The organism is Sphaerisporangium aureirubrum (genome assembly GCF_042658925.1).
Lineage (GTDB): Bacteria > Actinomycetota > Actinomycetes > Streptosporangiales > Streptosporangiaceae > Sphaerisporangium > Sphaerisporangium aureirubrum.
The window spans coordinates 81,228-105,472 of sequence record NZ_JBHSRF010000016.1; the positions used below are offsets into that span (position 1 = coordinate 81,228).

Here is a 24,245-nt window from a genome sequence, read left to right on the forward strand (position 1 = left end):
CTCCGGGCTCAGCCGAAGGACAGCTTGTAGCCGTACCGGCGCAGGCCGGCGAGCACCTCGTCGCAGTGGAGCGGGCCGCGGGTCTCCAGGTGCATGAGCACCTCGGCCTCGTCGATCTGCAGGCGGGGCGCCATGCGTTCGTGGACGACGTCGATGACGTTGGCGCCGAGGTCGGCCACGCGGCTGAGGAGCACGGCCAGTGCGCCGGGGCGGTCGGGCAGGCGGATGCGGAAGGCCAGGTAGCGACCGGCGGCCGACAGGCCGTGCCGCAGGACTTTGGACAGCAGCAGGGGGTCGATGTTGCCGCCGGACAGGACGGCGACCACGGGGGGCTCGAACGCGTGCGGCTGGTCCAGCAGGCCCGCGACGCCGGCCACCCCGGCGGGCTCGACGACCTGCTTGCCGCGCTCCAGGCAGAGGAGCAGGGCACGGGACAGCGACTCCTCCGAGACCGTCACCACGCTGTCCACCAGGTAGTGGATCATCTCGAACGTGATGTCGCCCGGCCGTCCCACCGCGATGCCGTCCGCGATCGTGGACTGGGGCTCCACCATGACCGGGTGCCCGGCCGCCAGCGACGCCGGGTAGGCGGAGGCGCGCTCGGCCTGCACCCCGACGATCCGCACCCCGGGCCGCATGGACTTGACGGCCAGCGCCACCCCGGCCGCCAGCCCGCCGCCGCCGACGGGCAGCACGATCGTGCCCACGTCGGGGAGCTGCTCCAGGATCTCCAGCCCCACCGTGCCCTGACCGGCCACGATGTCCCGGTGGTCGAACGGGTGGATGAAGACGCCGCCCGTCGCCTCGGTGTGCTCCCGCGCCGCCGCCAGGGCGTCGTCCACGGTCGTCCCCGCGAAGATCACCTCGGCTCCGTACGCACGGGTCGCCTCGACCTTCGGCAGCGGGGCCCCCTGCGGCACGAACACCGTCGCCTTGCAGCCCAGCGTTCCCGAGGCCAGGGCCACTCCCTGCGCGTGGTTCCCCGCGCTGGCCGCGATCACGCCGCGCGCCCGCTCCTCGTCCGAGAGCCGGGAGATCCTGACGTAGGCCCCACGGACCTTGAAGGACCCCGCCCGCTGGAGGTTCTCGCACTTGAGGTGGACCGGCCCGCCGACGGCCTCCGACAACACGCGGGAGTACAGGGTCGGCGTCCGCACGACGAAATCGCCGAGCAACTCGCGAGCCGCCACGACATCGTCATACGTCAGCTGAGCAAGCCCCATGCCCGAAGTCTCCCACCCCCGCATCACTCGTCCCGCCACCCCCCGCCCTCCCGTCAGGCAGGGGCTGTCCAGTAGTGCTCGGGGGCGAGGATCAGGGCGGCGGCGCCGATGAGACCGGCGTGACGGCCGAGGGCCGCGGGGACCACGCGGAGGCGGCGGGCGAAGGCCATGCGGGCGTGGGCGCGCAGGGCGTCCTCCAGGGGGTCGAACAGCAGGGGGCCGGCCTGGGAGAGGCCGCCGCCGACGGTGACCAGGTCCAGGTCGCACAGGTGGGTGGCGGACGCGATCGCGACCCCGAGGGCGCGTCCCGCTCGCGTGAGCGCCCGCCGCGCGATCTCGTCCCCGGCGGCGGCGTCGGCGGCGAGCTGACGGCCGGTCGCCTTCTCGGTCTCGGCGTAGTCCGGCTCCGCCGCGGGGTGGCCGGTCGCGGTGTACCCCGGTTCCGCCGGCGTGAGGCCCGCCGGGGCGGTGTCCGTGGCGCGGCCGGGGATCCAGCCCTGGTCCACGGCCCAGGCGGCCAGGGCGGGGCCTCGGCTGACGGCCTCCAGGCAGCCGCGGCCGCCGCAGCCGCATTCGGGGCCGCCGGGCTCCACGACGATGTGGCCGATGTGGCCGGCGTTCCCTGTGGCGCCGTCGATCAGGCGGTCGCCGAGGATCAGGCCGCCGCCCACGCCGGTGGAGACCACCATGCCGAGCATGTCGGCGACGCCCTGTCCGGCGCCGCGCCAGTGCTCGGCCGCCGCCAGGCAGATCGCGTCGTTGTGGACGCGCACCGGGACGCCGGGGAAGCGCTCGGCCAGGGCCTGGCGCAGCGGGAAATCCCGCCAGCCTGGCATGTTGAGCGGGGACACCACGCCCTCGGGCCAGCGCATGGGGCCGCCGCAGCCCACCCCGACCCCGGCGCCGGGGCCGTTCGCCACGAGAGGCTCGATCAGGGTGGTGAGGGTTTTCCACAGGGTGTGGACGTTCGCGCCGGGCGGCGTGGCGACCCGCTCCTCGGCGAGGACCCGGCCCGACGCGCCGACCAGCCCGGCGGCGAACTTGGTGCCCCCGATGTCGACGGCCAGCACGAACTCAGAATCGATCTCCGTCCGGGTGCCCCGCGCCACGGAGGAGGAGGGGACGGCCTGGGTCATGTGCTGCGCGTGGTCTTGTGCGTCTTGGCGGCGGCCTGGGTGGGCGGGGCCGTGCTGAAGACCAGCAGGGCGGCCGAGAAGCCGTGGACGTGGTTGTGACCGGCCACGGGACCCACCTCGCCGGCGGCGAAGAACCCGGCCATGCCGATGGGACCGAGGGTGTCCTGGACGGCGAGGGCGTCGTGGTCGGAGCTGCCGAACATCGCCGAGCCCCGGCCGTTGCAGGAGAAGAGCAGGGCGCCGTCGATGCGGCCCCGCGACTCCACGTGCGCGTCGAGCAGGGAGTAGAGGTCCTCGTCGGCGGTGGCGGCGTCGCGGACCTGGAAGCGGACGCTCTGGCCCACGTCCAGGACGTCTCCCACGGCCACGGCCTCGCGCTCGGGGTCGATGCCGAGGATGCCGCGGATCAGGAAGTCTCCGCGCTCGTGGCTCTCGGCGTACTCGTCCATGGCGACGCCGATCTGGAGGCCGGAGGCGACCAGCTCCCGGTCCTCCTCGTCGAGGTCGCTGACGATGTCCTCGAGCCGGGCCAGGGCGGGCTGGCCGGCGAGTTCGAGCAGCAGGTTGTCCTCGGAGCGGGTGACGACCATGGTGGGGCCGATGGGGCGGCAGCCCTGGGAGACGACGGTGCCGACGTTGACGGGGCCGCTCAGCATGACGCCGATGGCGCCCTCGCTGTACATCTCGCCGTCGGCGAAGAGCCGCACCGAGCCGTGGCCGCCGAGGCCGTTGGCCAGGCCGCCGACCAGGGGGAGGTCGCCGAGCACGTCGGCGGAGTGCTCCACGAAGGCGTCGGTGGGGAAGGTGTAGGGGTCGGCGAACAGGATGGCGACCTGGTCGTCGGGGCCGCGGTCGGGCAGGCCGATGATGACGAAGCGGTCCTCCATGCGCAGGGTCTCCAGCACGAACGCGGTGGCCCGCCCGCCGTTGAGGCTGGCGGCCCAGGCGCTCACCGCGGGGGTCAGCTCGACGCCCTGGCCGTCCCCGATGACCCCGGTGGCGCTGCACCCGATCACCTGGGCGCCGGGGGCCATGCGCATCGCCCGCAGCCCGGCCCGGGTGACGTCCTCGGGGTCGTCCCCGCAGATGAAGAAGCACAGCAGGTCGGGGGGCCCCGACAACCCGGCGAGCGCTTGGCGCACCGCGGTCTCGGCGGCCACCACCAGGTCGGACCCCACGGCGAGACCATCCGAGAACCGGCTCGTCAAGACCGCCACACGCCTCGCCTCCTCTTATGACGGGAGTCATCGTGTGTCATACATTGCCCCTCTTGGCCGGATTCTCCCCACTACAGGAGTAACGACGCCCCCGGAGCGTCACACAATGGTCAAGCTCCGAGATGTGCATAAGCTGCCACAAGCTTCCCGGGCGACGTAGTCTCGTCTTCGTGCATGAATCGCCCACACCGCGAAGTGAAACCCCGCACCCGCGCACTCTCCACGAGCTGCGCGAAAGCGGACACACCTATCGCACCGTCAAGGCGGAGATCCGCGAGAACCTGCTGGCCAGACTACGCTCAGGCGCGCCGAGATTCCCGGGCATCGTCGGATTCGACGACACGGTGCTGCCGCATCTGGAGCGGGCGCTGCTGGCCGGCCACGACCTCGTGCTGCTGGGCGAGCGCGGCCAGGGCAAGACCCGGCTCATCCGCACCGTCACCGGCCTGCTCGACGAGTGGACCCCGGTGGTCGACGGCTGCGAGATCAACGACCACCCGTACGCCCCCACCTGCGTGCGCTGCGTCAAGCTGGCCGCCGAGAAGGGCGAGGACCTGCCCGTCGCCTGGCGGCACCGCGGCGACCGCTACGGCGAGAAGCTCGCCACCCCCGACACCTCGGTCGGCGACCTGATCGGCGACGTCGACCCGATCAAGATCGCCGAAGGCCGCACCCTCGGCGACCCCGAGACCGTCCACTACGGCCTCGTCCCGCGCACCAACCGCGGCGTGTTCTCGGTCAACGAGCTGCCCGACCTCGCCGAGCGCATCCAGGTGTCGCTGCTCAACGTCCTGGAGGAACGCGACATCCAGGTCCGCGGCTACAACCTGCGCCTGCCGCTGGACATCCTGCTGATCGCCAGCGCCAACCCCGAGGACTACACCAACCGCGGCCGGATCATCACCCCGCTGAAGGACCGCTTCGGCGCCGAGATCCGCACCCACTACCCCCTCACGCTCGACAACGAGCTGGAGCTGATCCGCCAGGAGGCCACGCTCCTGTGGAGCGACGGCACCGCGGACGCCCCCGGCGGCGCCGAGCTGCCCGACCACCTGGTCGAGATCATCGCCAGGTTCACCCGCCTGGTGCGCGAGTCGACCGCGGTGGACTCCCGCTCCGGCGTCTCGGCCCGCTTCGCCATCGCCGCCGCGGAGACCGCCGCCGCCTCGGCCGTACGGCGCGCCGCCCTCACCGGCGAGGAGCGCCCGGTGACCCGCGTGGCCGACCTGCCGGGCTCGGTGCCCACGCTGCGCGGCAAGGTCGAGTTCGAGGTGAGCGAGGAGGGCCGCGAGGTCGAGGTGCTGGCCCACCTGCTGCGCCGCGCGATCGCCGAGACCTTCCGCCGCACGCTCGGCGGCATGGACCTCTCGGCCCTGCTGGACAAGTTCACCGAGGGCGCGCAGATCGAGACCGGCGAGATGACCACGGCCACCGAGCTGCTGCGGCAGATCGGCCCGGTCAGCGGCCTGGCGAAGATCATGTCCCAGGTGGGCATGGGCGAGGGCGACGAGTCCCCCGGCCACGCCGCCGCCGCGCTGGAGTTCGCCCTGGAGGGCCTGTACCTCATGCGCCGCCTGTCCAAGGACGAGGTCGACGGAGGCGCCGTCTACCGCACCTGACGCGCCACTACGCATATCGGACAGACGAGGATTAGGCTCGGAAGAGATGAGCGGCTACCGATACGGCGAGTATCACGACGGGCCCGATCCCCTGGCACCGCCCTACGATGTGCGGGCGGCGCTCGACGAGATGGGCGACGCGATCCTCTCCGGTTCCACGCCCCAGGACTCCCTGCGCGACCTGCTCAGGCGCGGGCTGCCCGGGGCGCCGGACCGGCGCGGGCTCGACGACCTGCTGCGCGAGGTGCGCAAGCGCCGCCGCGAGCTGCGCGAGCGCGGCGACCTCTCCGGCACGCTGGAGCGGGCCCGGGCGCTGCTGGACAAGGCGATCGGCCAGGAACGCGCCGAGCTGTTCCCCGACCCGTCCGACGAGGCCCGCATGCGCGAGGCCGAGCTGGACACGGTGCCGTCCGACACCGCGAGCGCGGTGCGCCAGCTCGGCTCGTACGAGTGGCGGTCGGCCGCCGCGCGCCAGACCTTCGAGGAACTGCGCGACCTGCTGCGCAGGGAGGTGCTGGACAGCCGTTTCCGTGGCATGCGGGACGCCCTGGCCAACCCCGACCCCGCGGCGATGGAGCGGGTCCGCCAGATGATGGCCGACCTGAACGACATGCTGGACAAGGACGCGCGGGGCGAGCACACCCAGCAGGACTTTGACCGGTTCATGGAGAAGTACGGGGACTTCTTCCCGGAGAAGCCCCGCAACCTGAACGAGCTCGTCGACATCCTGGCCCGCCGGGCCGCCGCCGCCCAGCGCATGCTCGCCTCGATGACCCCGCAGCAGCGCGAGGAACTCCAGGCCCTGATCGACCAGACCCTGGAACAGGCCGGCCTGCGCGACCAGATGTCCCGCCTCGGCCAGGCCCTGTACAACCGCCGTCCCGACCTGAACTGGGACGGCTCCGAGCGCATGGAGGGCGAGCAGCCTCTCGGCATGGGCGACGCCGTCACGGCGCTGGAGGAGCTCGCCGACCTCGGCCAGCTGGAGGAGGCGCTGCGGCAGGACTACCCCGGCGCCCGGCTGGACGACGTGGACGAGGCCGCGATCCGGCGCGCCCTCGGCCGTTCCGCGGTCGACGACCTTGAGGCCCTCAAGCAGATCGAGCGCGAGCTGGAGGAGCAGGGCTACCTGCGGCGCCAGCGCGGCAAGCTCGAACTCACCCCGAAGGCCGTGCGGCGACTCGGCGAGACCGCGCTGCGCCGCGTCTTCGACTCCCTGGACGGCGGCCGGCGCGGCGACCACGACCAGCGCGACGCCGGGGCCGCCGGGGAGCTGACCGGCACCTCGCGCCCGTGGCGGTTCGGCGACGAGCAGCCCCTCGACGTGGTGCGCACGCTGGTGAACGGCGTCCGGCGCGGCACGGCGGCCGACGGCCGCACGCGGGTGTCGCTGTCGGTGGACGACTTCGAGGTGGCCGAGACCGAGCGGCGTACCGCGGCGGCGGTGTGCCTGCTGGTGGACCTGTCGTACTCGATGGCCCTGCGCGGCACCTGGGCGCCCGCCAAGCAGACCGCGCTCGCGTTGCAGGCGCTGGTGGCGTCCAAGTTCCCCGGCGACGCGGTGCAGATCATCGGGTTCTCCAACTACGCCCGGGTGCTCCAGCCCGAGGAGCTGGCCGGGCTGGAGTGGGACATGGTGCAGGGCACCAACCTGCACCACGCGCTGCTGATCGCCGGGCGCCACCTGGACCGGCACCCCGACTTCGAGCCGGTCGTGCTGGTGGTGACCGACGGCGAGCCGACGGCCCACCTCATGCGCAACGGCCGCTACTGGTTCGAGTGGCCGCCGTCCCGCGAGACGCTGGAGCTCACCCTGTCCGAGGTGGACAAGATGACCCGCCGCCGGGCCACGATCAACGTGTTCATGCTGGCCACCGACGAGCGTCTCAAGGAGTTCGTGGACGAGGTCGCCCGGCGCAACGGCGGCCGGGTCTTCTCGCCGAGCGCCGACCGGCTCGGGGAGTACGTCGTGAACGACTTCCTGCGGGTGCGCCGCAGCCGCTGAGCCTACGGCTCGATCAGCCCGACGCGGATCGCGTAGCGGGTGAGCTCCAGCCGGTCCTTCATGCCGAGTTTCTGCAGCAGGTTGGCCCGGTGCCGCTCGACGGTCTTGGCGCTGATGACCAGCATGGCGGCGATCTCCTGCGAGGTGTGGCCCTCGGCGACGAGCTTGAGGATCTCCTCCTCCCGGTCGGTGATCGCCCTGGCCGGGGCGGCGCCCGCCCTGGCGCGGTCGAGGTAGTCGCGGATCAGCGCGGTGACGGCGCCCGGGTACAGGAAGGGCTCGCCGCGCATGGCGGCGTGGCAGGCCTCCACCAGGTCCCGGTCGGCCACCGACTTCAGCACGAAGCCGGACGCGCCCGCCTTGAGGGCCTCGAAGAAGTACTGCTCGTTGTCGTACATGGTCAGGATGAGGATGCGCATCTCCGGCCACTGCCGCGACAGCTCGCGCGCCGCCTGCAGGCCGGTCATGCGCGGCATCGCGATGTCCAGGATGGCCAGGTCCGGACGATGCTCGCGGGCCAGCGCGACGGCCTCGGCGCCGTCCCCGGCCTCGGCGACGACGGTCAGGCCGGGCTGGCCGTCCAGTATGAGCCGCACGCCCCGGCGGACCAGCGCGTGGTCGTCGGCGAGCAGGATGCGCGTGGCGGCCGGCTCCGGCGTGCTCATCGGCCGCCCTCCCCTGGCGCCGTGCTCCCTGGCGCCGTGCTCCCTGGCGCTGCCCCGGGCGTGTCCCGCGCAGCCCCACCCCGGGTGGGTGCGGCCAGGCGGACCTCGGTGCCGCCCATGGGGGCGGGGCCCACGGTGAGGGTGGCGCCGATGAGGAGGGCGCGCTCGCGCATGCCCTGGATGCCGGAGCCCTCCTGGGCCCCGCCGACGCCGCGGCCGTCGTCGCGGACGCACAGTTCCACACCGCCGGCGACGCGGCGCAGCGTGAGCTCGACATGGCGGGCGGCGGCGTGGCGGGCGGTGTTGGTGAGGCTCTCCTGGGCGACGCGGTACAGCACGAGCTCGGTGTCCTTGTCCAGTGGGGGCAGGCCGGGTTCCAGGTGGTGGTGCACGGCGAGGCCGGGGGTGGAGAACTCGCCCGCGAGGGCCTTGAGCGCGCTGGACAGGCCGAGTTCCGCAAGGACGCCGGGGCGCAGGCGCCGGGCGATGCGGCGGATCTCGTCCAGGCCGGTGCGCGTGGTCTCCTGCACCTGGTGGATCTCCTCGCGCACCGGCTCGGGCGCGTGGTCGGCGACGCGCTTGAGCTCCAGCAGCACGGCGGTGAGGGTCTGGCCGACCTCGTCGTGCAGTTCCTGGGCGACGCGGTGGCGTTCGCCCTCCTGCGCGGACAGGGCGCGGGCGCTGCTGCCGGCGCGTTCGGCCTCCAGCCGGTCGAGCATGGTGTTGAACGTCCGGATCAGCTCGGCCACCTCGCCGCGGCCGTCCGCGGCGGGCCGTTTCCCCGGGCGCAGCAGGTCGGTGGTCGACATGGCCCGGGTGAGCCGTTGCAGGGGGGCGAGCCCGATCCGCAGCAGCACGGCGTTGGCGACCAGCATGGCGGCCAGCCCCACCGCGAGGATCGCCGCCTCGGTGAACAGCACGGGCGTGGACACGGTGACCGGCCCGAGCAGCAGCCCGGTGGCCGCAACCAGCACCACGGCGTTCAGCAGGAAGATCCGCCAGAACAGCGACACCGCTCACCCCCTCGTCTCCACTATGACCGTCCCCGGCCGCGCCACACCATCCGTGGCGGCACCCATATCCACCCGCCGTCTGCACGTCCTCCACCAGCGCGAATGGGTGTCGTCACGGATGGCGCCCGCCCCCCTGCCAGGGGGAGGGTGGGAAGTGCCTCACCGGCGGAGCCTTCGGGGGGAGGAACCAATGGCGCACACCGACGACCGCATCCGTACCGATCTCGCGGCGCGGCCGGACCACGGCGCCACGCCCTCCGGCCAGGTTCCGCCGGGGAGGCGCCAGCGCACCTGGCTGCTGCTGGTCCTCGCCGCCGGCCTGACCCTGCTGACCGTGGGCCTGCTGCGCGGCCACGGCCCGCTGATCGCGACCGGCCTCATCCTGGCCGGCGTCGTCGAATGCCTGCTCAACCGCCACCGGCACCCCACGAGGTCCGGGCGGCACCACCGGCTCTGACGCACGCGACCCGCCACCGCCCGCCCACGCCACGAGGAGAACCCATCCACCCGAGAGCAGCGAGCACGACGCCGACCCGCCGCACCTGGAAGGTGGTGACCCGTGGGACATGCTGACACTCTGCTCGCCATGGGCGGCGCCTTCCTGGCCGCCGCGCTGCTCGCCCGGCTCGGTCGCCGGATCGGGCTGCCGACCATCCCGCTGTTCATGCTCGCGGGGATCCTGCTCGGGCCGCACACCCCGGGCCTGGTGCTCGTCCGGGACGCGCACGAGTTCGAGATGTTGTCGGCGCTCGGGCTGGTGCTCCTGCTGTTCTACCTGGGGCTGGAGTTCCATCTGGACGACCTCAGGAGCGGCGGGCGACGGCTGCTGGCCGCCGGGGGCGTCTACCTGCTGCTGAACGTCGGCGCGGGGCTCGGGTTCGGGTTCGTGCTCGGGTGGGGGGCGCGGGAGGCGCTGGTGCTGGCCGGGGTGCTCGGCATCTCGTCGTCGGCGATCGTCACCAAGATCCTCATCGACCTGGGGCGCATCGGGAGGCCGGAGACGCGCCTCATCCTCGGCGTCATCGTCGTGGAGGACATCTTCCTCGCCCTGTACCTCGCGGCCCTCCAGCCCGTGCTCAGCGGCGCCCAGGGGGCCGTGGAGACGGCCACGCAGGCCGGCAAGGCCTTCGGCTTCCTCATGGTGCTCGCGGTGGCCGCCAGGTACGGCACCCGGCTGTTCGGCCGCCTGATGGCGGTGCGGGACGACGAGCTGCTGGTCATCAGCTTCCTCGGCGCCGCCGTCCTGATCGCGGGGATCTCCGAGTGGCTGGGCGTCGCCGACGCCATCGGCGCCTTCATGGTCGGCCTGATCCTCGCGGGCACCTCCTCCGGGCCGCGGATCCGTGAACTGGTCCACCCGCTGCGGGACGCCTTCGCCGCGATCTTCTTCTTCGCCTTCGGACTGTCCATCGACCCCGGCGACGTCGCCTCGGTGGCCGCCCTGGTGGCGGCGGCCGCCGCGCTGACCGTCGTGATGAACGTGGCCGCCGGGCTGATCGCGGCCCGGCTGCACGGCTACGGCGCGCGTCCCGCCGCGGACATCGCCACCATCCTGCTGGCCAGGGGGGAGTTCGCGCTCATCCTGGGCGCGATGGCCGCGGGCGCCGGACTCGACCGCCGGCTCGCCCCGTTCATCGCGGGCTACGTGCTGGTGCTGGCCGTCCTCGGCCCGGTCGCGGCGGGTCAGGCGCACCGGCTCGCCCGCCTGCTGCGGGCCAGGCGCTCCTCCCGGCACACGGAGGAAACGCGTTCGCCCATGTCAGCGGCCGAACGATATCCGGCGGGGCGTTAATTCGTTGCCGATCGATCTGCAATGCCACACGATGCTAATTAAAGGAATTCACCACCCGCTCCAGAAAGCCGCCCCATCCTTTTCCTGCCGTGAAGGGAGAAAACCATGTTCGCGGCAGTTTTCATCCTGCTGGCCATGGTCGTCACGGTCGTGCTGTTCGAGATCACCGTGAACAACCGCCCGCGGCGCCGCCGCCCGCCGTCCGGCACGGGCGTCCGCCCGGAGGCCGTCCTGCCCGAACCGGCCGAGGCCCGCTGATTCCGTTCAAGGCTCCCCGGCCCGGGGCGTTCCCCTGCTGATCACTGAAGCGATAGCCTCGGCGGCATGTCGTTCTTCGACTACCTTCTGCTCTGGCTGCACATCGCCTTCGCGATCTTCGCCCTCGGGCCGGCGACCGCGGCCGCCATGTTCACCCCGAGGTACATCCGCGCCAAGGACGTCGCCGTGTTGCGGTTCCTGCACCGCAACACGCGCGTCTTCGGCCTTCTCACCATCGGCGTGTTCCTGTTCGGCCTGGCGCTCGGCCGCCAGGCCCTGGCCAAGCCGTACCTCTCGGTGTCGATGACGCTGTTCATCGTGGGGGCGGTGCTGCTGGTCATGATCGACCGTGACCAGCGCACCGCCATCCGCGTGTTGTCCACCGAGACGCCCGAGGACGACGCCAAGGTGCAGACCGGCCGCATCGCCATGCTCGGCTCGATCATGGCGCTGATCTGGCTGGTGATCCTCGTGCTGATGGTGTGGTTCAACCCGCGATGAGGAACGAGGTCAGCCGAGCGCCTGGCTGAGGTCGGTGAGCAGGTCGCTGATCGACTCGATGCCCACCGACAGGCGCACCAGATCGCCGGGCACCTCCAGGGCCGACCCGGCGACCGAGGCATGCGTCATGCGCCCGGGGTGCTCGATCAGCGACTCCACCCCGCCGAGGGACTCGGCGAGCGTGAACACCCGCGCCCGGTCACAGACGTCCACCGCCTCCTGTTCCCCTCCCGCGACACGGAACGACACCATGCCGCCGAACCTGCGCATCTGCTTGGCGGCCACCTCGTGCCCCGGGTGCGAGGCGAGACCCGGGTAGAACACCTCGGTGACCCGGGGATGCGACAGCAGCAGGTCGACGACCCGCTCGGCGTTGTCGCAGTGGCGGTCCATGCGCACCGCGAGCGTGCGCACGCCGCGCAGGGTCAGCCACGCGTCGAACGGCCCCGCGACCGCGCCCATCGCGTTCTGGTGGTACGCCAGCCGCTCGCCGACCTCCTGGTCGCGGGCCACCAGCGCGCCGCCGATCACGTCGGAGTGGCCGCCCATGTATTTGGTGGTGCTGTGCACGATCACGTCGGCGCCGAGGGCCAGCGGCTGCTGGAGGTACGGCGTGGCGAAGGTGTTGTCCACCACGAGCAGCGCCCCCGCGGCGTGCGCGATGCCGGCGAGGGCCTCGATGTCGGCGATGCCGAGCAGGGGGTTGGTCGGGGTCTCCACCCAGATGAGCTTGGTGTCCGGGCGCACGGCCGCCCGCACCGCGTCCAGATCGCCGAGCGGCACCGGGTCGTGGTGCAGCCCCCAAGGCTCGTAGACCTTGTCGAACAGGCGGAACGTGCCGCCGTAGGCGTCACCGGGGATGATCACGTGGTCGCCGGGACGGCACAACGCGCGCAGCACGGCGTCCTCGGCGGCCAGGCCGGACGCGAACGCCATCCCCCGGGTGCCACCCTCCAGGGCGGCCACGCACTCCTCCAGGGCGGTCCTGGTGGGGTTGGCCGAGCGGCTGTATTCGTAGCCCTCACGCAGCCCGCCGACGCCGTCCTGCTTGTAGGTGGAGACCGCGTAGATGGGCGGCACCACCGCGCCGGTCCGCGGGTCGGGGTCCTGGCCTGCATGGATGGCCAGAGTCTCGAAACCTTCAATCATGACTCAACGCTATCGCCATCCCCCTGAGGCCGTGCCCGTGTCACCCGGCTACGGCGAAAGGACGAGACCAGGATCCGCCCCCGGTCCGATGGCAACACCCCCCGCTCCCCCTAGGGTCGGCGTCACGGGAGGTGATCGCGCCGCCGAGCCGTCCGTCGGCGGGGCCCACCCGCGACGGTCTCACAACGGAGTGACCAAGCATGCTGGACGTCTTAGCAAGACTCACCACACGCCACGCGTGGTGGGTCCTAGCCGCCTGGACGGCCGTCCTAGCCGCCACATTCCCAGCCTGGCGAGACGCCCTCCTCGTCCCCCTCGGCCCCGACGGGAGCCTACTCGGATCAGGCGGAGGACCCTTCCTCGGGACGGACGCGGGGGTGCCCGGAGCGGACGGGGGTCTGCTCGGAGCAAGCGGGGGGGCGTCCGGAGGGGATGGGGCGCTCGGAGCAGGCGGGGGGACGCTCGGGGTCGATAGGGGGACGCTCGGGGCAGGCGGAGGGCTGCTCGGAGGGGAAGGGCCGTCTGGAGCAGGCGGGGGGACGCTCGGGGCCAGTGGGGAGCCCGGGGCGGGCGTGGCGCGGGGGGCGGACGGAGGGTCGCCGGAGGCCGGGCAGGCGCTGTTCGGGGGTGCGTCCGGGATGGCGGGGGCCGGGGTCGCGCTGCTGGCGCTGGCCGGGTTCCTGCGGTCGCCGCTGGCGGTGGCGGCCGTGGTGGTCACATCGCTGGTCGCGAGGGCGGTCGCCGCGACCGGGCTGGGGGCGCTGGGGCTGGCCTCGCCGCCCGCCCTGTTCGCGTACGGGACGGCCGCCATGGGCGCCACCGTGCTGGTCCACCGGTTCCGGGAGCGGCTCGTCTCGGGGGACCAGCCGGACGACGCAGTGCGCACCGCGCTGGAACGGACAGGCTGGGTGATCGCGACGACCTGCGCGGCCTGGGCCGTCTCCTGCGCCGCGCTGCCGCTGGCCGACGGGGGCACCCGCGGGCTCGGCCCGGCGCTCGCGGTGACGGCCGCGGCCGCCGCGCTGGTACCGCTCACGCTGCTGCCCGCCCTGCTCTCGGTGCTCGGCCACGGACCCGCGTGGCCGTCCCGGCGGCGGCGCGTCGGCGACCCCCCACCGGCCACCGCCCGCCTCGGCCGGGCCGTGGCCGCCCGCCCCCGCCGCTGGACGTTGCTCGCGGCTGCCCTCGTAGCCGCGCTGAGCGCCATCGGGGCCCTGCTGGTGCCGGACCCGCCGCCCTCGGTGGTCGTCGCCGTGGCCGGCGTGCTGACCGCGCTGGTGCTGGCGCTGGTGCTGCGCAGCCTGATCTCGCCGGTGTACGTCACAGCAGGCGCCCTGCTGGTCGCGTGGGGCGCGGGCACGGTGGCCGTGGCCCCGGGATGGCAACTCTCGGTGTTCTTCCTCACCCTGGTCACGAACGTCTGCGCCGCCCTGCTGGTGCTGTCCCGAGTACAGGAAACCGCCCGCAGCGGCCGAGGCCCCCACGCCTGCGCGGCCCTCGCGGTCAAATACGCCGGCCCCCCCGCCCTGGCAGTCCTCCTCCTCACCGGAGCCCTAACCGCCGGCGCCTACGACCTGCTATCCGGCGTAATCCTGGCCGTAGGCGGCACCGCCCTCTCCCTCGTGATAGTCCCCGGCCTAGCCGCCCTCCTAGGCAGCCGCGCCTGGTGGCCCGACACCGCCCCCTCCCCACCCCCCACCCCCGTCAAAATCCCAACCCCCCACTAACCCACCCAAGCACCCCCGCTCCACCCCAGTCCGCTCCGCCTCAACCCAGTCCGCTCCGCCTCAACCCGGTCCGCCTCAACCCAGTCCGACCCGACCCGGTCCTCCCCACTCCGACCAGGTCCGCCCCGCCCCGCCCCGGCCCAGGTCCGAATCGCCCCGTTCACCCCGGTCCACCCCGGCTCCCCGACCGCCCCGGCTCTCGCCATGCGTCTTCCCGGCGCCGCGACGGCGAGACGCGGTACGGCGAAATCGGCGCCGTCGTACGGCGAGAAGCCCGCCACGGGTCACCAGGGATAACAGACGTTAAGGGATCAACAACGTCAAACCCTTCTCCGGCCGGGGTGGATGGACCCACCCGTTGTCGACTCCCACCATGTCGATCACAGCCCACCCGATTCCCGGGATATCCAGCACCGCACGTAGACATCACCCCGCGAGAGTGAGCGGCCCCGGGGGGCACGTTCGCACGGTCCCCATCAACGCACGTGGACATCCCCCAGGGGCGCGGGCACCCGCCACAACCCGCACGACCCGGGCGGGCGTCCCAACCGTCCAGGACGTCCTCTCCCGGCCTGCTCAAGACGTCCTCTTCCGGCGCCGCGACGTCGAGACGCAGCACAACGAAAACGGCGCCGTCGTACGGCGGAAAACCTGCCATGGGTCACGAGAGGTAGCAGACGTTAAGGGATCAACGACCTCAAACCCTTCTCCGGCCGGGGTGGATGGGCCCACCCGTTGTCGACTCCCACCATGTCGAGCACAGCCCACCCGATTCCGGGGATATCCAGCACCGCACGCAGACGTCACCCCGCGAGAGTGAGCACCCCGGGGCCACCTACACACGGTCCCCATCATGCACATAGACGTCACCTCACGAGAGTGAGCACCCCGAGGGCCACGTTCACACGGTCCCCATCAACGCACGTGGACATCACCCCAGGGGCGCGGGCACCCTCCACAAACCGCACGACCCGGGCGGGCGTCCCAACCGTCCAGGACGTCCTCTCCCGACCTGCTCAAGACGTCCTCTACCGGCGCCGCGACGGCGAGACGCAGCACGGCGAAAACGGCGCCGTCGTACGGCGAGAAACCCGCCATGGGTCACCAGGGGTAGCAGACGTTAGGGATCAACAACGTCAAACCCTTCTCCGGCCAGGGTGGATGGGCCCACCCGTTGTCGATTCCCACCATGTCGACCACAGCCCACCCGATTCCCCGAATATCCAGCACCGCACGCAGACGTCACCCCGCGAAGGCGACCGCCCCGGAGACCACGTACACGCGGTCTCCATCAACGCACGTAGACATCACCCCGCGAAGGCGACCGCCCCGGAGACCACGTACACGCGGTCTCCATCAACGCACGTAGACATCACCCCGCGAAGGCGAGCGCCCCGGGGGGGTGACATCTCGCCAGGTGTGTGATTTCCGCTGCGGCAGTCATGAATGCGCTGCCCTCAGTGCCAGGCGGCCGACCATCGACACCCTTCACGAAGCTCCCCAGGAGTCACACCACTCCCGGGACGTCCCCCCCGGGGAGCCACGTTCACACCATCCCCATCAACCCGCGTGAACGTCCCCCCGCGAACGTCAACGCCCTGGGGGCCACGTACACGCGGTCTCCATCAACACACGTAGACATCACCCCACGAAGGTGAACGCCCCGGGGACCACGTGCACGCGGTCCCTCAACGCACCTGCACGTCACCCCGCGAGGGCGGGCGCGCCACGACCCTGCACGACCCGGGCGGACGTCCCGTCCGTCCAGGACATTCCCTTCCGGCCTGCTCAGAGCATCCTCTTCCGGCGCCGCGACGGCGAGACGCAGTACGGCGAAAACGGCGCCGTCGTACGGTCAGCAACCGGCCAGCCCGGGCGGACCCGTCCGTCCAGGACATTCTCTTCCGGCCTGCTCAGAGCATCCTCTTCCGGCGCCGCGACGGCGAGACGCAGTACGGCGAAAACGGCGCCGTCGTACGGTCGGCAACCGGCCATCCTCGATCACCACCATCCCTCCGATGGGGTTGGAGGAGACTTTCGTTCAAGTTGAGTCCCAAGGCCGCGAGGAGCCCGGCAGGCTCGGAGGTGCGGGGGTGTCCCCCGCTGAACACAGCACTTGCGGCTTCCGCGCGAAGCGCGCCACCGGCAAGGACCATTCCCGGGCGGCGCACACACGACCGTCCCGGCCGCGACCCCGTTGCCACCTTGATCACCGTACGGCGGCGCCGTGTTCGCCGTACCACGTCTCGCCATCGCTGCGCCGGAGAGAGACCGTGCGGTGACGAGGGGGGCGTCCGCCGCCGGGGTGGGCGCGTGGAGTAGATGTGTGCCGTGGGGTGGGGGTGAGCGCGTGGGGTATGCGTGCGCGCGTGGGGAGGTGAGCGCGTGGGTGTGGGTGGGACCTCTCGGAGGAGTTCCAAGGCCGCGAGGAGCCCGGCAGGCTCGGGGGTGCGGGGGTGTCCCCCGCTGAACACAGCCCTTGCGGCTTTCGCGCGGAGCGCGCCTCCGCAAGGACCGTTTCCGGGGGCGCCCGCGCACGTCGGGTTGCCCGCTGTAACGGCGGAGCCAGAAGAAAGGAATCGCCTGGACGGACGCGATGTCCGTCCAGGCGGGGCGCAGTGAAGAGAGCCGGCCGGGACTAGGGGTCAGGTGTTGGTGCTGGCCAGGAAGGCCAGGAGGTCCTGGCGGGTGATCAGGCCTACGGGTTTGCCGTCGTCGAGGACTACGGTGGCGTCGGCCTTCTCCAGGGCCTCGATGGCCACCGAGACGGGCTCGCCGGAGCCGATGGTGGGCAGGGGGGCGGACATGTGGTCGGCGATGGGGTCCTCGCCGCGGACTCGGCCGTGGTAGAGGGCCTCCAGGAGGTCGCGTTCCACTATGGAGCCGACGACCTCGGCGGCCATGACGGGGGGCTCCTCCTTCATGACGGGGAGCTGCGAGACGCCGTACTCGCGCATGATGGCGATCGCGGTGTTGACCAGCTCGTGCGGGTGGGTGTGCACGAACTCAGGGAGGCCGGGGCCTTTGCGGCGCAGGACGTCGCCTACCAGGCCCTCGTCGCTGCTGGAGGTGAGGAAGCCGTAGTCCGCCATCCAGTCGTCGTTGAAGATCTTGGACAGGTAGCCACGGCCGCCGTCGGGGAGCAGTACGACGATCACGTCGTCGGGTGTCGCCTCGGCCGCCACCCTGAGGGCCGCGACCACCGCCATGCCGCAGGAGCCGCCGACCAGCAGGGCCTCCTCGCGGGCGAGGCGGCGGGTCATGCCGAAGGAGTCCTTGTCGGACACGGCGATGACCCGGTCGGCCACCGTCGTGTCGTAGGTCGCGGGCCAGATGTCCTCGCCGACGCCTTCGACCAGGTACGGACGGCCGGTGCCGCCGGAGTACACCGATCCCTCGGGGTCGGCGCCGATGATCTGCACGCGGCCGCCGGACACCTCCTTGAGGTAGCGGCCGGTGCCGCTGATGGTGCCGCCGGTGCCGATGCCCGTCACGAAGTGGGTGATGCGGCCCTCGGTCTGCTCCCAGATCTCCGGGCCGGTCGAGTGGTAGTGGCTGGCGGGGTTCTCCTCGTTGGAGTACTGGTCGGGCTTCCAGGCGTTCGGCACCTCGCGGGCCAGCCGGTCGGAGACCGAGTAGTAGGAATCAGGATGGTCGGGGGACACGGCCGTCGGGCACACCACCACCTCGGCGCCGTACGCCCGCAGCACCGCGATCTTGTCGGACGCCACCTTGTCCGGCACCACGAACAGGCAGCGGTAGCCCTTGTGCTGCGCCACGATGGCCAGCCCGACGCCCGTGTTGCCGGACGTGGGCTCGACGATGGTGCCACCGGGGCGCAACCGCCCGGACCGCTCGGCGGCCTCCACCATGCGCAACGCGATCCGGTCTTTCACCGAACCGCCGGGATTGAAGTACTCCACCTTCGCAAGAACCTGGGCCTGTAGGCCCGCCGTCACCTTGTGCAGCCTGACGAGCGGGGTGTTGCCCATGAGCTCGATGAGCGAGTTGTGTACGCGCACCGGGAATGACTCCTCGTTCACATGAATTGCATGATTTGCAGAGCTTGGTCGGCTTCCCGGCCGGACTCAGACGCTTGGTAGCTGTTCCCCGGCCGTTCAACTCCTCACCGTACCTTCACGACTACGACAGCAGCGGACATGTCCCGCGAGTCGCCCTCTCGTCCGGCCGGAGGTGGCGGTGACCATGGACGACGAGCCGCCGGGGACCCCCTGTGGGCGGCGGTTCCGACCCCGGAAACCGCCGGGACCGGGCCGGGCGAAAGTTGTACTAGTCACCGTGGAAGGACTGACGAAGGAGATGTGGACGCCGGGTACCGCGAGAGCGGCCCGCCGTATCGCGACCGCGGCCGCCGTGGGCGGCGGCGGGGTCACCGCGCTCGGCGTGGCCGTCTACGGTCTGCTCCATTTCGAGGCGTTGATCGCGCGCAAGACCATCGGCAACCCTTACGGCATGGCCGGGCCGCCGTCGGACGGTCTGTACGGCGAGTGGCGCGACCCGCGCGACCCGGCCGATCCGGGCGCCGAGGCGAGCAGCCCGATCAGCCTCGTCATGCTGGGCGACTCCACGGCCGTCGGGCTCGGCATGTCCGGCCCGGAGACCACGCCCGCCGTCGTCATCGCCCGTGGCCTGGCCGAGGTGGCGGGGCGGCCGGTGCGGCTCGGCGTGTTCGGCCGGTCGGGCTCGGTCTCCGCCGACCTGGCCTGGCAGGTGGACCGTGCGCTGAAGGCCGAGCCCGAGATCGCGGTGATCTTCGTGGGTGCCAACGACGTGACCACCAAGACCAAGCCGGCGCACGCCGTCCGGCATCTGCAGAAAGCCGTGCGCAGGCTGCGGGAGGCGGGCGCCGAGGTCGTGGTGGGCACCTGCCCGGACCTCGGCACGGTCCGGCCGATCGGCCAGCCGCTGCGGTGGATGACCCGGGTGTGGAGCCGCCAGCTCGCGGCGGCGCAGACGGTGGGTGTGATCGAGGAGGGCGGCCGGACGGTGGCGTTCGCGGACATGCTCGGCCGGGAGTTCGCGACATATCCCGGCGAAATGTTCGGACCCGATCGTTTCCACCCATCTGCCAGAGGTTATGAACGCGCCGCGCACGCGGTGCTACCGTCTGTATGCGCCGCGCTGGCGCTGCGGCCGGAACCCCGGCCGGAGCCCGGCGAGGGTTCGCAACCGATTTACCTCGCGGCGGCCATCGCCGCGGAGGAGCCCGGGACCGAGGTCACCGCGGCCCGCGTCGCCGGCCGGGCGACCGGCCCCTACGGAAGATGGGCCAATCTCCTTCGCCGGCGTCCGGGGGCGATGCCGCACAGCGCCTAGATCCGGTCACACTCCGCGACGGGGCCGTCACTCTCCCCCCATTGGAGTGGAATGCCCGTGATCCGGCCTCTCGCGACACCGGCCGTCGCGCTCGCGGCCACCCTCGCCCTCGCCGGCTGCTCAGGCGGCAGGGCGGCGGCCGAGGAGCCCAGCCCGGCCTGGCACAACGCCGAGGTGAACGCCGTCAGCCGCGCCGCCGTGGCCGCGGGGGTCGCCGCGGTGACCTCCGTGAAGCCGGACGGCACCCTGGAGACCGTCGCCCTCGACCTGACCGGGGGCCGCAGGTTGTGGCAGCGGCCGGCGACGCTCGCCGGGCGGCTCCCCGGCATGGGCGTGCCGCCGCCCGCGGCCGTCCAGGCCCCCGGCGGCAGGGGCGTCGTCGCGGCGGTGGACCCCACCGGGCCGGACGGCCGCGCGGCCCTGCTGGTGGCCAGGGACGCCCGTGACGGGCGCCGGCTGTGGACCCGCGCGGTGCGCTCCACGTTCGGCCCGCAGCGCTGCGGGGCCTACCTCTGCGTGCCCGAGCACACCGCGCTGTCGTCGGCCCGCATGGTCGTGCTCGACCCCCTGACCGGTGCCGTGCTGTGGCGGCTGCCCGGCATCGCCGAGGTCGAGTGGTCCGACGCCGCCCGGGTCGTCGTGCTGCGCCTGGCCAAGCACCCCGTGCTGTCCGCGCACGACCTCAGGACCGGCAAGGCGGTCTGGGAGCTGCCCGTGGAGCAGGCCCTGGCACCCGGGGTGGACGTCTCCGGCGGCTGGTCCTTCGGCGCCGCCGGCGGCGACCTGATCGGCTACGTCGCCCCGTACACCAGCCCGCGCACCGGGCGGCCCTCCACGTTCGGCGTCTTCTCCGTCAAGATCGCCGACGGCACGGTCAACTGGCTCCGGCCCTCGGTGGTGCGCGTGTACCCGAGCGGCAGCCCCGGCTTCGCCCCCGTGGTGCGCCCGGTCGACGAGCAGGGGCGGTTCGGCGGCTTCGCCCGCCTCGACCCCGGCACCGGCCGGGTGCTCGGGCAGATCACCGCGGACCAGGTGCCGGGCACCGGCTGGTGGCTGGCCTTCCCCCGCGACATGGCACGGCTCGGCTTCCTCAAGCCGAGCCACCCAGGCGCGTCCTTCGAGCTGGCCTCCGGGCGGCCGATACCGGTCGCCGGGCAGCGCGGGTGGTCGTTCTGCGTCACCGACCCCAAGCCGCTGGCGCTCACCCGGTCGCTCCAGGGCTTCTACCCGGTGGCGTCGCTGTGCGAGTTCGACCTCGCCACCGGCGCCCGCGCCTCCTCCGGCGACGCCCCGCCGGAGTGGTTCACCGGCAGCCAGGACGGCTGGCGCCTGTGGCGCGACGAGAAGGGCGGCCTGCACGCCGTCAAGGACGCCGCCGGAACCGCCCCGGGCATGTACGGCTGACGCCTCTGTGCTGTAGTACAAAGTTCTGTTTCTGGCGCCCCCACCCGTGGTATCCGGACTTTGGCGCGGTAATCTCCGCACAGGGAGCCGTGCCCACGAACCCAGGAGAGCCAGATGCCCGAGGCAGTAATCGTCGCGACCGCGCGGTCGCCGATCGGCCGAGCCTTCAAGGGGTCGCTGAAGGACATCCGTCCCGACGACCTGACCGCACAGATGATCAAGGCCGCGCTGGACAAGGTGCCGCAGCTCGACCCGCACGAGGTGAACGACCTCATGCTCGGCTGCGGCCTGCCCGGCGGGGAGCAGGGCTTCAACATGGCGAGGGTGGTGTCGGTGCTGCTCGGGCTGGACGACGTCCCCGGCACCACCGTCACCCGCTACTGCTCCTCCTCGCTGCAGACGACCCGCATGGCCTTCCACGCCATCAGGGCGGGCGAGGGCGACGTGTTCATCTCGGCCGGCGTCGAGGCCGTCTCCCGGTTCGTCAAGGGCAGCAGCGACTCGCTGCCGGACACCATGAACCCCCTCTTCCTGGAGGGCAAGGAGCGCACCGACGCCCGGGCCGCGGCCGGCGCGCCCGAGTGGCACGACCCGCGCCAGGACGGGCAGCTGCCCGACGTCTACGTCGCCATGGGCCAGACCGCCGAGAACGTCGCCCAGATCAGGGGCGTCAGCCGCCAGGAGCAGGACGAGTTCGGCGTGCGCTCGCAGAACCTCGCGGAGAAGGCCCTCGCCAACGGCTTCTGGGAGCAGGACATCACCCCGGTCACGCTGCCGGACGGCACCGTGGTGAGCAAGGACGACGGGCCGAGGGCGGGCACCACCTACGAGGCCGTCTCCCAGCTCAAGCCGGTGTTCCGCCCGGACGGCACGGTCACGGCGGGCAACTGCTGCCCGCTCAACGACGGCGCCGCGGCGGTCATCGTGATGAGCGACGTCAAGGCCGCCGAGCTCGGCATCACGCCCCTGGCCCGCATCATCTCCACCGGCGTCACCGGCCTGTCGCCGGAGATCATGGGACTCGGCCCGGTCGAGGCGTCCCGCCAGGCGCTGAGCCGCGCCGGCATGGCCATCGGCGACGTCGACCTGGTCGAGATCAACGAGGCGTTCGCCGCGCAGGTGATCCCGTCCTACCAGGAGCTCGGCATCGACCTCGACCGGCTCAACGTCAACGGCGGCGCCATCGCCGTCGGGCACCCGTTCGGCATGACGGGCGCCCGGATCACCTCCACCCTGCTCAACGGCCTGCGTTTCCACGACAAGACCATCGGCCTGGAGACGATGTGCGTCGGCGGCGGCCAGGGCATGGCGATGCTGCTGGAGCGCCTGAGCTGAGCCACCGGCGAGTGGGCGGGCTCAGCCCATGTAGTCGGGGCCGGCCCGCTTGATGTCGATGCGGACCAGCACGTTGCGCTGCGTCCGCATCGCCTCGCGGTACTCGTCCCAGTTGGGGTGCTCGCCCGAGACGGCCCGGAAGTACTCGACCAGGCCTTCCTCGGCCTCGGGCATGGGGATCACCTCGGCGACCCCCTCGATCTGGACCCACTCCCCGAGGAATTCGTCGACCATCACGCATACGGAGACGTCGGGGTTGCGGCGGAGCTGCTTGGCCTTGGCCGCGCTCTCGCGGGTGCTGACGATGGCGTAGCCCTCGGCGTCGACCCCGACGACCACGGGGGACATCTGCGGGTGGCCGTCGGCGCGCCAGGTCTGAATCACCGCACGGTGGTTTTTCCTGATGTAATCACGGGCCTTGTCGAGATCCATGAGCCCATGATGACCGATCGGCGGCAGAACAGCGCCCACGCCAATGGGCGGCGTGGGCGCACTGGGGTGGGGCAGGGGCTATAGGAAGCCCATGCGGGAACGGCGCTGCCGCTCGTGCTCGATGACGATCGCCGCGGCGTAGCCGTGGGTCAGCCCGTGTTCGTCGGCGAGCCAGTTGGCTCGCTCGTCACAGCGTAGGAACGACGGGCCGTTGTCGATGGCTTGGAACCACTCGGGGAGTGCGCGTCCGGTGATGTCCGGAACCCTGGCGATCAGCTTGTTCTGCGTCTCCGGTGAGTGGTTCAACGACATGGGCACCTCCATGAGTGGACCTCTTTGGGTCGACACTGCATCACCGACGCCGCAATGGCAAGCCCCAAATGGCCAGCCTTCTCTTACAAAACGTAGATCGTCGGTGGCTGTACGTGCGACTCCCAAAGGTTCCACCGGCCCCACGCAAAGCGTGTGCCCCGCCGGGGACCGGCGGGGCACACGGTATGTCAGAGTTGGAAGGACGTCCGAAATCCGTCCTAATCGTTGTTGAAGAAGAAGCTGAGGAAGCGCAGGACCTCAAGGTAGATCCAGACCAGGCTCACCGTGAGACCGAACGCCATCAGCCAGGAGTACTTCTCCGGCACGCCGGCCCGCACACCCTGCTCCACCGCGTCGAAGTCGAGCAGCAGGAAGAAGCAGCCGAGCAGGATCATCGCGATGCTGAAGACCCAGCCGAGCGGGCTGTCGGTGCGCAGCCCGAGACCGCCCTGCACGAAGAAGCCGAAGATGAAGTTCAGCGCCATCAGGCCGAGCGCGGCGAACGCGGCCCCGACCACGAACTTGGTGAACTTCGGCGTGGGCCGGAAGATCTTGAGCGCGTAGACGGCCAGCATGCCGCCGAACGCGACCATCGTGCCGAACGCGGCGGCGATGACGATGCCGTCGTAGAGCGTGTTGTAGACGTGGCTGATCACCCCGATGGCGACGCCGTACGCGACGGAGTAGCCGAGGATCAGCACGGGGTTGGTGCTCTGCCGGAACGAGACGATGAGTCCCAGCACCAGGCCGACGATCACACCCGCGATCGCGATGCCCATGCCGAAGTTGAAGTACCAGGCGAGGGCCGCCGAGAGCACCAGGGTGCCGAGTGTGATGAACCCGCGGACGACGACGTCGTCGATCGTCATCGGCCGCGCCTGGGTGGGCGGGGCGTATGAGGGGGCGTCGTACATCTCCCGCAGGTGTTGCGGGCTCGCCATGGGGCCCGCCCCGTACTGCCGGTTGTTCTGCCCCAGCCGGCCGAGGACCGGGTTCCTGCTCTGCATCACTGCCTCCACTGCGACCTGCGATCAGCCTGTTCGGTCGAGCCGCACAGGGAGTGCCGCCTGTTGCCCATAAGCATTCCATCCGCCGCGGCCGTCGTTAAGGACACGGCCGC

The 24,245-nt window shown here is 71.8% G+C and carries 20 protein-coding genes; 10 read left to right on the plus strand and 10 right to left on the minus strand.

Annotation, left to right across the window (positions count from 1 at the left end; all coding sequences use genetic code 11):
• Nucleotides 1–8 precede the first annotated feature (8 nt).
• The 3 genes from ilvA to ACFP1K_RS14450 are packed head-to-tail and all read right to left on the minus strand — an operon-like array spanning nucleotide 9 to nucleotide 3,576.
• Nucleotides 9–1,223 carry a threonine ammonia-lyase gene (ilvA, locus tag ACFP1K_RS14440; protein ID WP_380752208.1) on the minus strand — a complete coding sequence of 405 codons (1,215 nt, stop codon included), beginning with the start codon at nucleotides 1,221–1,223 and terminating at the stop codon, nucleotides 9–11.
• 53 nt (nucleotides 1,224–1,276) lie between these two features.
• A complete protein-coding gene (locus ACFP1K_RS14445) occupies nucleotides 1,277–2,359 on the minus strand; it encodes an ROK family protein (protein WP_380752211.1) in 1,083 nt (360 codons plus the stop codon).
• Complete coding sequence (locus ACFP1K_RS14450; protein WP_380752214.1) at nucleotides 2,356–3,576, minus strand: FIST signal transduction protein; 1,221 nt, start codon at nucleotides 3,574–3,576, stop codon at nucleotides 2,356–2,358. The genes ACFP1K_RS14445 and ACFP1K_RS14450 overlap by 4 nt, the downstream gene beginning before the upstream one ends.
• 122 nt (nucleotides 3,577–3,698) lie before the next feature.
• On the opposite strand from ACFP1K_RS14450, the gene ACFP1K_RS14455 reads away from it, so the two are divergent.
• Both ACFP1K_RS14455 and ACFP1K_RS14460 read left to right on the plus strand, forming a co-directional pair.
• Nucleotides 3,699–5,195, plus strand: a complete 1,497-nt coding sequence (locus ACFP1K_RS14455; RefSeq protein WP_449329152.1) for a sigma 54-interacting transcriptional regulator — start codon at nucleotides 3,699–3,701, stop codon at nucleotides 5,193–5,195.
• 46 nt (nucleotides 5,196–5,241) lie between these two features.
• Nucleotides 5,242–7,200 (plus strand): vWA domain-containing protein, encoded by a 1,959-nt coding sequence (locus tag ACFP1K_RS14460; RefSeq protein ID WP_380752220.1) that lies wholly within the window; start codon nucleotides 5,242–5,244, stop codon nucleotides 7,198–7,200.
• 2 nt (nucleotides 7,201–7,202) lie between these two features.
• On the opposite strand, the gene ACFP1K_RS14465 is transcribed toward ACFP1K_RS14460, so the two are convergent.
• Entirely contained in the window at nucleotides 7,203–7,865 is a 663-nt protein-coding gene (locus tag ACFP1K_RS14465; RefSeq protein WP_380752223.1) for a response regulator, read from the minus strand.
• Nucleotides 7,862–8,878 carry a HAMP domain-containing sensor histidine kinase gene (locus ACFP1K_RS14470; RefSeq protein ID WP_380752226.1) on the minus strand — a complete coding sequence of 339 codons (1,017 nt, stop codon included), beginning with the start codon at nucleotides 8,876–8,878 and terminating at the stop codon, nucleotides 7,862–7,864. The genes ACFP1K_RS14465 and ACFP1K_RS14470 overlap by 4 nt, the downstream gene beginning before the upstream one ends.
• 190 nt (nucleotides 8,879–9,068) lie before the next feature.
• On the opposite strand from ACFP1K_RS14470, the gene ACFP1K_RS14475 reads away from it, so the two are divergent.
• From ACFP1K_RS14475 to ACFP1K_RS14490, 4 genes are all read left to right on the plus strand, one after another.
• Nucleotides 9,069–9,335, plus strand: coding sequence for a hypothetical protein (locus tag ACFP1K_RS14475; RefSeq protein WP_380752229.1), 267 nt, complete (start codon nucleotides 9,069–9,071; stop codon nucleotides 9,333–9,335).
• 102 nt (nucleotides 9,336–9,437) lie between these two features.
• Complete coding sequence (locus tag ACFP1K_RS14480) at nucleotides 9,438–10,670, plus strand: cation:proton antiporter (RefSeq protein ID WP_380752232.1); 1,233 nt, start codon at nucleotides 9,438–9,440, stop codon at nucleotides 10,668–10,670.
• A gap of 105 nt (nucleotides 10,671–10,775) precedes the next feature.
• Entirely contained in the window at nucleotides 10,776–10,928 is a 153-nt protein-coding gene (locus ACFP1K_RS14485; RefSeq protein WP_380752235.1) for a hypothetical protein, read from the plus strand.
• A gap of 66 nt (nucleotides 10,929–10,994) precedes the next feature.
• Nucleotides 10,995–11,429, plus strand: a complete 435-nt coding sequence (locus ACFP1K_RS14490; protein WP_380752238.1) for a hypothetical protein — start codon at nucleotides 10,995–10,997, stop codon at nucleotides 11,427–11,429.
• Nucleotides 11,430–11,438: 9 nt separating this feature from the next.
• Here the strand turns inward: ACFP1K_RS14490 and ACFP1K_RS14495 are convergent, their stop codons facing one another.
• Complete coding sequence (locus tag ACFP1K_RS14495; protein WP_380752241.1) at nucleotides 11,439–12,578, minus strand: cystathionine gamma-synthase; 1,140 nt, start codon at nucleotides 12,576–12,578, stop codon at nucleotides 11,439–11,441.
• A 572-nt stretch (nucleotides 12,579–13,150) separates the two neighbouring features.
• Between ACFP1K_RS14495 and ACFP1K_RS14500 the strand changes: the two genes are divergently transcribed.
• Nucleotides 13,151–14,305, plus strand: a complete 1,155-nt coding sequence (locus ACFP1K_RS14500) for an MMPL family transporter (protein ID WP_380752244.1) — start codon at nucleotides 13,151–13,153, stop codon at nucleotides 14,303–14,305.
• Nucleotides 14,306–16,950: 2,645 nt separating this feature from the next.
• Here the strand turns inward: ACFP1K_RS14500 and ACFP1K_RS14505 are convergent.
• On the minus strand, nucleotides 16,951–18,327 hold the full coding sequence (locus ACFP1K_RS14505) for a cystathionine beta-synthase (protein WP_380752247.1): 1,377 nt from the start codon (nucleotides 18,325–18,327) through the stop codon (nucleotides 16,951–16,953).
• A 277-nt stretch (nucleotides 18,328–18,604) separates the two neighbouring features.
• Between ACFP1K_RS14505 and ACFP1K_RS14510 the strand changes: the two genes are divergently transcribed.
• From ACFP1K_RS14510 to ACFP1K_RS14520, 3 genes are all read left to right on the plus strand, one after another.
• The gene (locus ACFP1K_RS14510) at nucleotides 18,605–19,642 is read left to right on the plus strand and encodes an SGNH/GDSL hydrolase family protein (RefSeq protein WP_380752250.1); all 1,038 of its coding nucleotides are present in this window, start codon (nucleotides 18,605–18,607) and stop codon (nucleotides 19,640–19,642) included.
• A gap of 51 nt (nucleotides 19,643–19,693) precedes the next feature.
• Nucleotides 19,694–21,046: an outer membrane protein assembly factor BamB family protein gene (locus tag ACFP1K_RS14515; RefSeq protein ID WP_380752253.1), complete on the plus strand. Its 1,353-nt coding sequence runs from the start codon at nucleotides 19,694–19,696 to the stop codon at nucleotides 21,044–21,046.
• Between the two features lie 114 nt (nucleotides 21,047–21,160).
• Nucleotides 21,161–22,381, plus strand: coding sequence for an acetyl-CoA C-acetyltransferase (locus ACFP1K_RS14520; RefSeq protein WP_380752256.1), 1,221 nt, complete (start codon nucleotides 21,161–21,163; stop codon nucleotides 22,379–22,381).
• Nucleotides 22,382–22,402: 21 nt separating this feature from the next.
• On the opposite strand, the gene ACFP1K_RS14525 is transcribed toward ACFP1K_RS14520, so the two are convergent.
• The 3 genes from ACFP1K_RS14525 to ACFP1K_RS14535 form a co-directional block, all read right to left on the minus strand.
• Nucleotides 22,403–22,813, minus strand: coding sequence for a PPOX class F420-dependent oxidoreductase (locus ACFP1K_RS14525; RefSeq protein WP_380752259.1), 411 nt, complete (start codon nucleotides 22,811–22,813; stop codon nucleotides 22,403–22,405).
• A gap of 78 nt (nucleotides 22,814–22,891) precedes the next feature.
• Nucleotides 22,892–23,125 carry a DUF4287 domain-containing protein gene (locus ACFP1K_RS14530; protein WP_380752262.1) on the minus strand — a complete coding sequence of 78 codons (234 nt, stop codon included), beginning with the start codon at nucleotides 23,123–23,125 and terminating at the stop codon, nucleotides 22,892–22,894.
• Between the two features lie 218 nt (nucleotides 23,126–23,343).
• Complete coding sequence (locus ACFP1K_RS14535) at nucleotides 23,344–24,132, minus strand: Bax inhibitor-1/YccA family protein (RefSeq protein WP_380752265.1); 789 nt, start codon at nucleotides 24,130–24,132, stop codon at nucleotides 23,344–23,346.
• Between the last annotated feature and the right edge of the window lie 113 nt (nucleotides 24,133–24,245).

Excerpts from the sequence above, each read along its gene's own strand:
- ACFP1K_RS14535 (WP_380752265.1), bottom strand. The coding sequence starts at position 24,132 with ATGCAGAGCAGGAACCCGGTCCTCGGCCGGCTGGGGCAGAACAACCGG.
- ACFP1K_RS14460 (WP_380752220.1), top strand. The coding sequence starts at position 5,242 with ATGAGCGGCTACCGATACGGCGAGTATCACGACGGGCCCGATCCCCTG.
- ACFP1K_RS14490 (WP_380752238.1), top strand. The coding sequence starts at position 10,995 with ATGTCGTTCTTCGACTACCTTCTGCTCTGGCTGCACATCGCCTTCGCG.
- ACFP1K_RS14485 (WP_380752235.1), top strand. The coding sequence starts at position 10,776 with ATGTTCGCGGCAGTTTTCATCCTGCTGGCCATGGTCGTCACGGTCGTG.
- ACFP1K_RS14465 (WP_380752223.1), bottom strand. The coding sequence starts at position 7,865 with ATGAGCACGCCGGAGCCGGCCGCCACGCGCATCCTGCTCGCCGACGAC.
- ACFP1K_RS14475 (WP_380752229.1), top strand. The coding sequence starts at position 9,069 with ATGGCGCACACCGACGACCGCATCCGTACCGATCTCGCGGCGCGGCCG.
- ilvA (WP_380752208.1), bottom strand. The coding sequence starts at position 1,223 with ATGGGGCTTGCTCAGCTGACGTATGACGATGTCGTGGCGGCTCGCGAG.
- ACFP1K_RS14495 (WP_380752241.1), bottom strand. The coding sequence starts at position 12,578 with ATGATTGAAGGTTTCGAGACTCTGGCCATCCATGCAGGCCAGGACCCC.
- ACFP1K_RS14455 (WP_449329152.1), top strand. The coding sequence starts at position 3,699 with ATGTGCATAAGCTGCCACAAGCTTCCCGGGCGACGTAGTCTCGTCTTC.
- ACFP1K_RS14525 (WP_380752259.1), bottom strand. The coding sequence starts at position 22,813 with ATGGATCTCGACAAGGCCCGTGATTACATCAGGAAAAACCACCGTGCG.
- ACFP1K_RS14445 (WP_380752211.1), bottom strand. The coding sequence starts at position 2,359 with ATGACCCAGGCCGTCCCCTCCTCCTCCGTGGCGCGGGGCACCCGGACG.
- ACFP1K_RS14515 (WP_380752253.1), top strand. The coding sequence starts at position 19,694 with ATGCCCGTGATCCGGCCTCTCGCGACACCGGCCGTCGCGCTCGCGGCC.
- ACFP1K_RS14520 (WP_380752256.1), top strand. The coding sequence starts at position 21,161 with ATGCCCGAGGCAGTAATCGTCGCGACCGCGCGGTCGCCGATCGGCCGA.
- ACFP1K_RS14530 (WP_380752262.1), bottom strand. The coding sequence starts at position 23,125 with ATGTCGTTGAACCACTCACCGGAGACGCAGAACAAGCTGATCGCCAGG.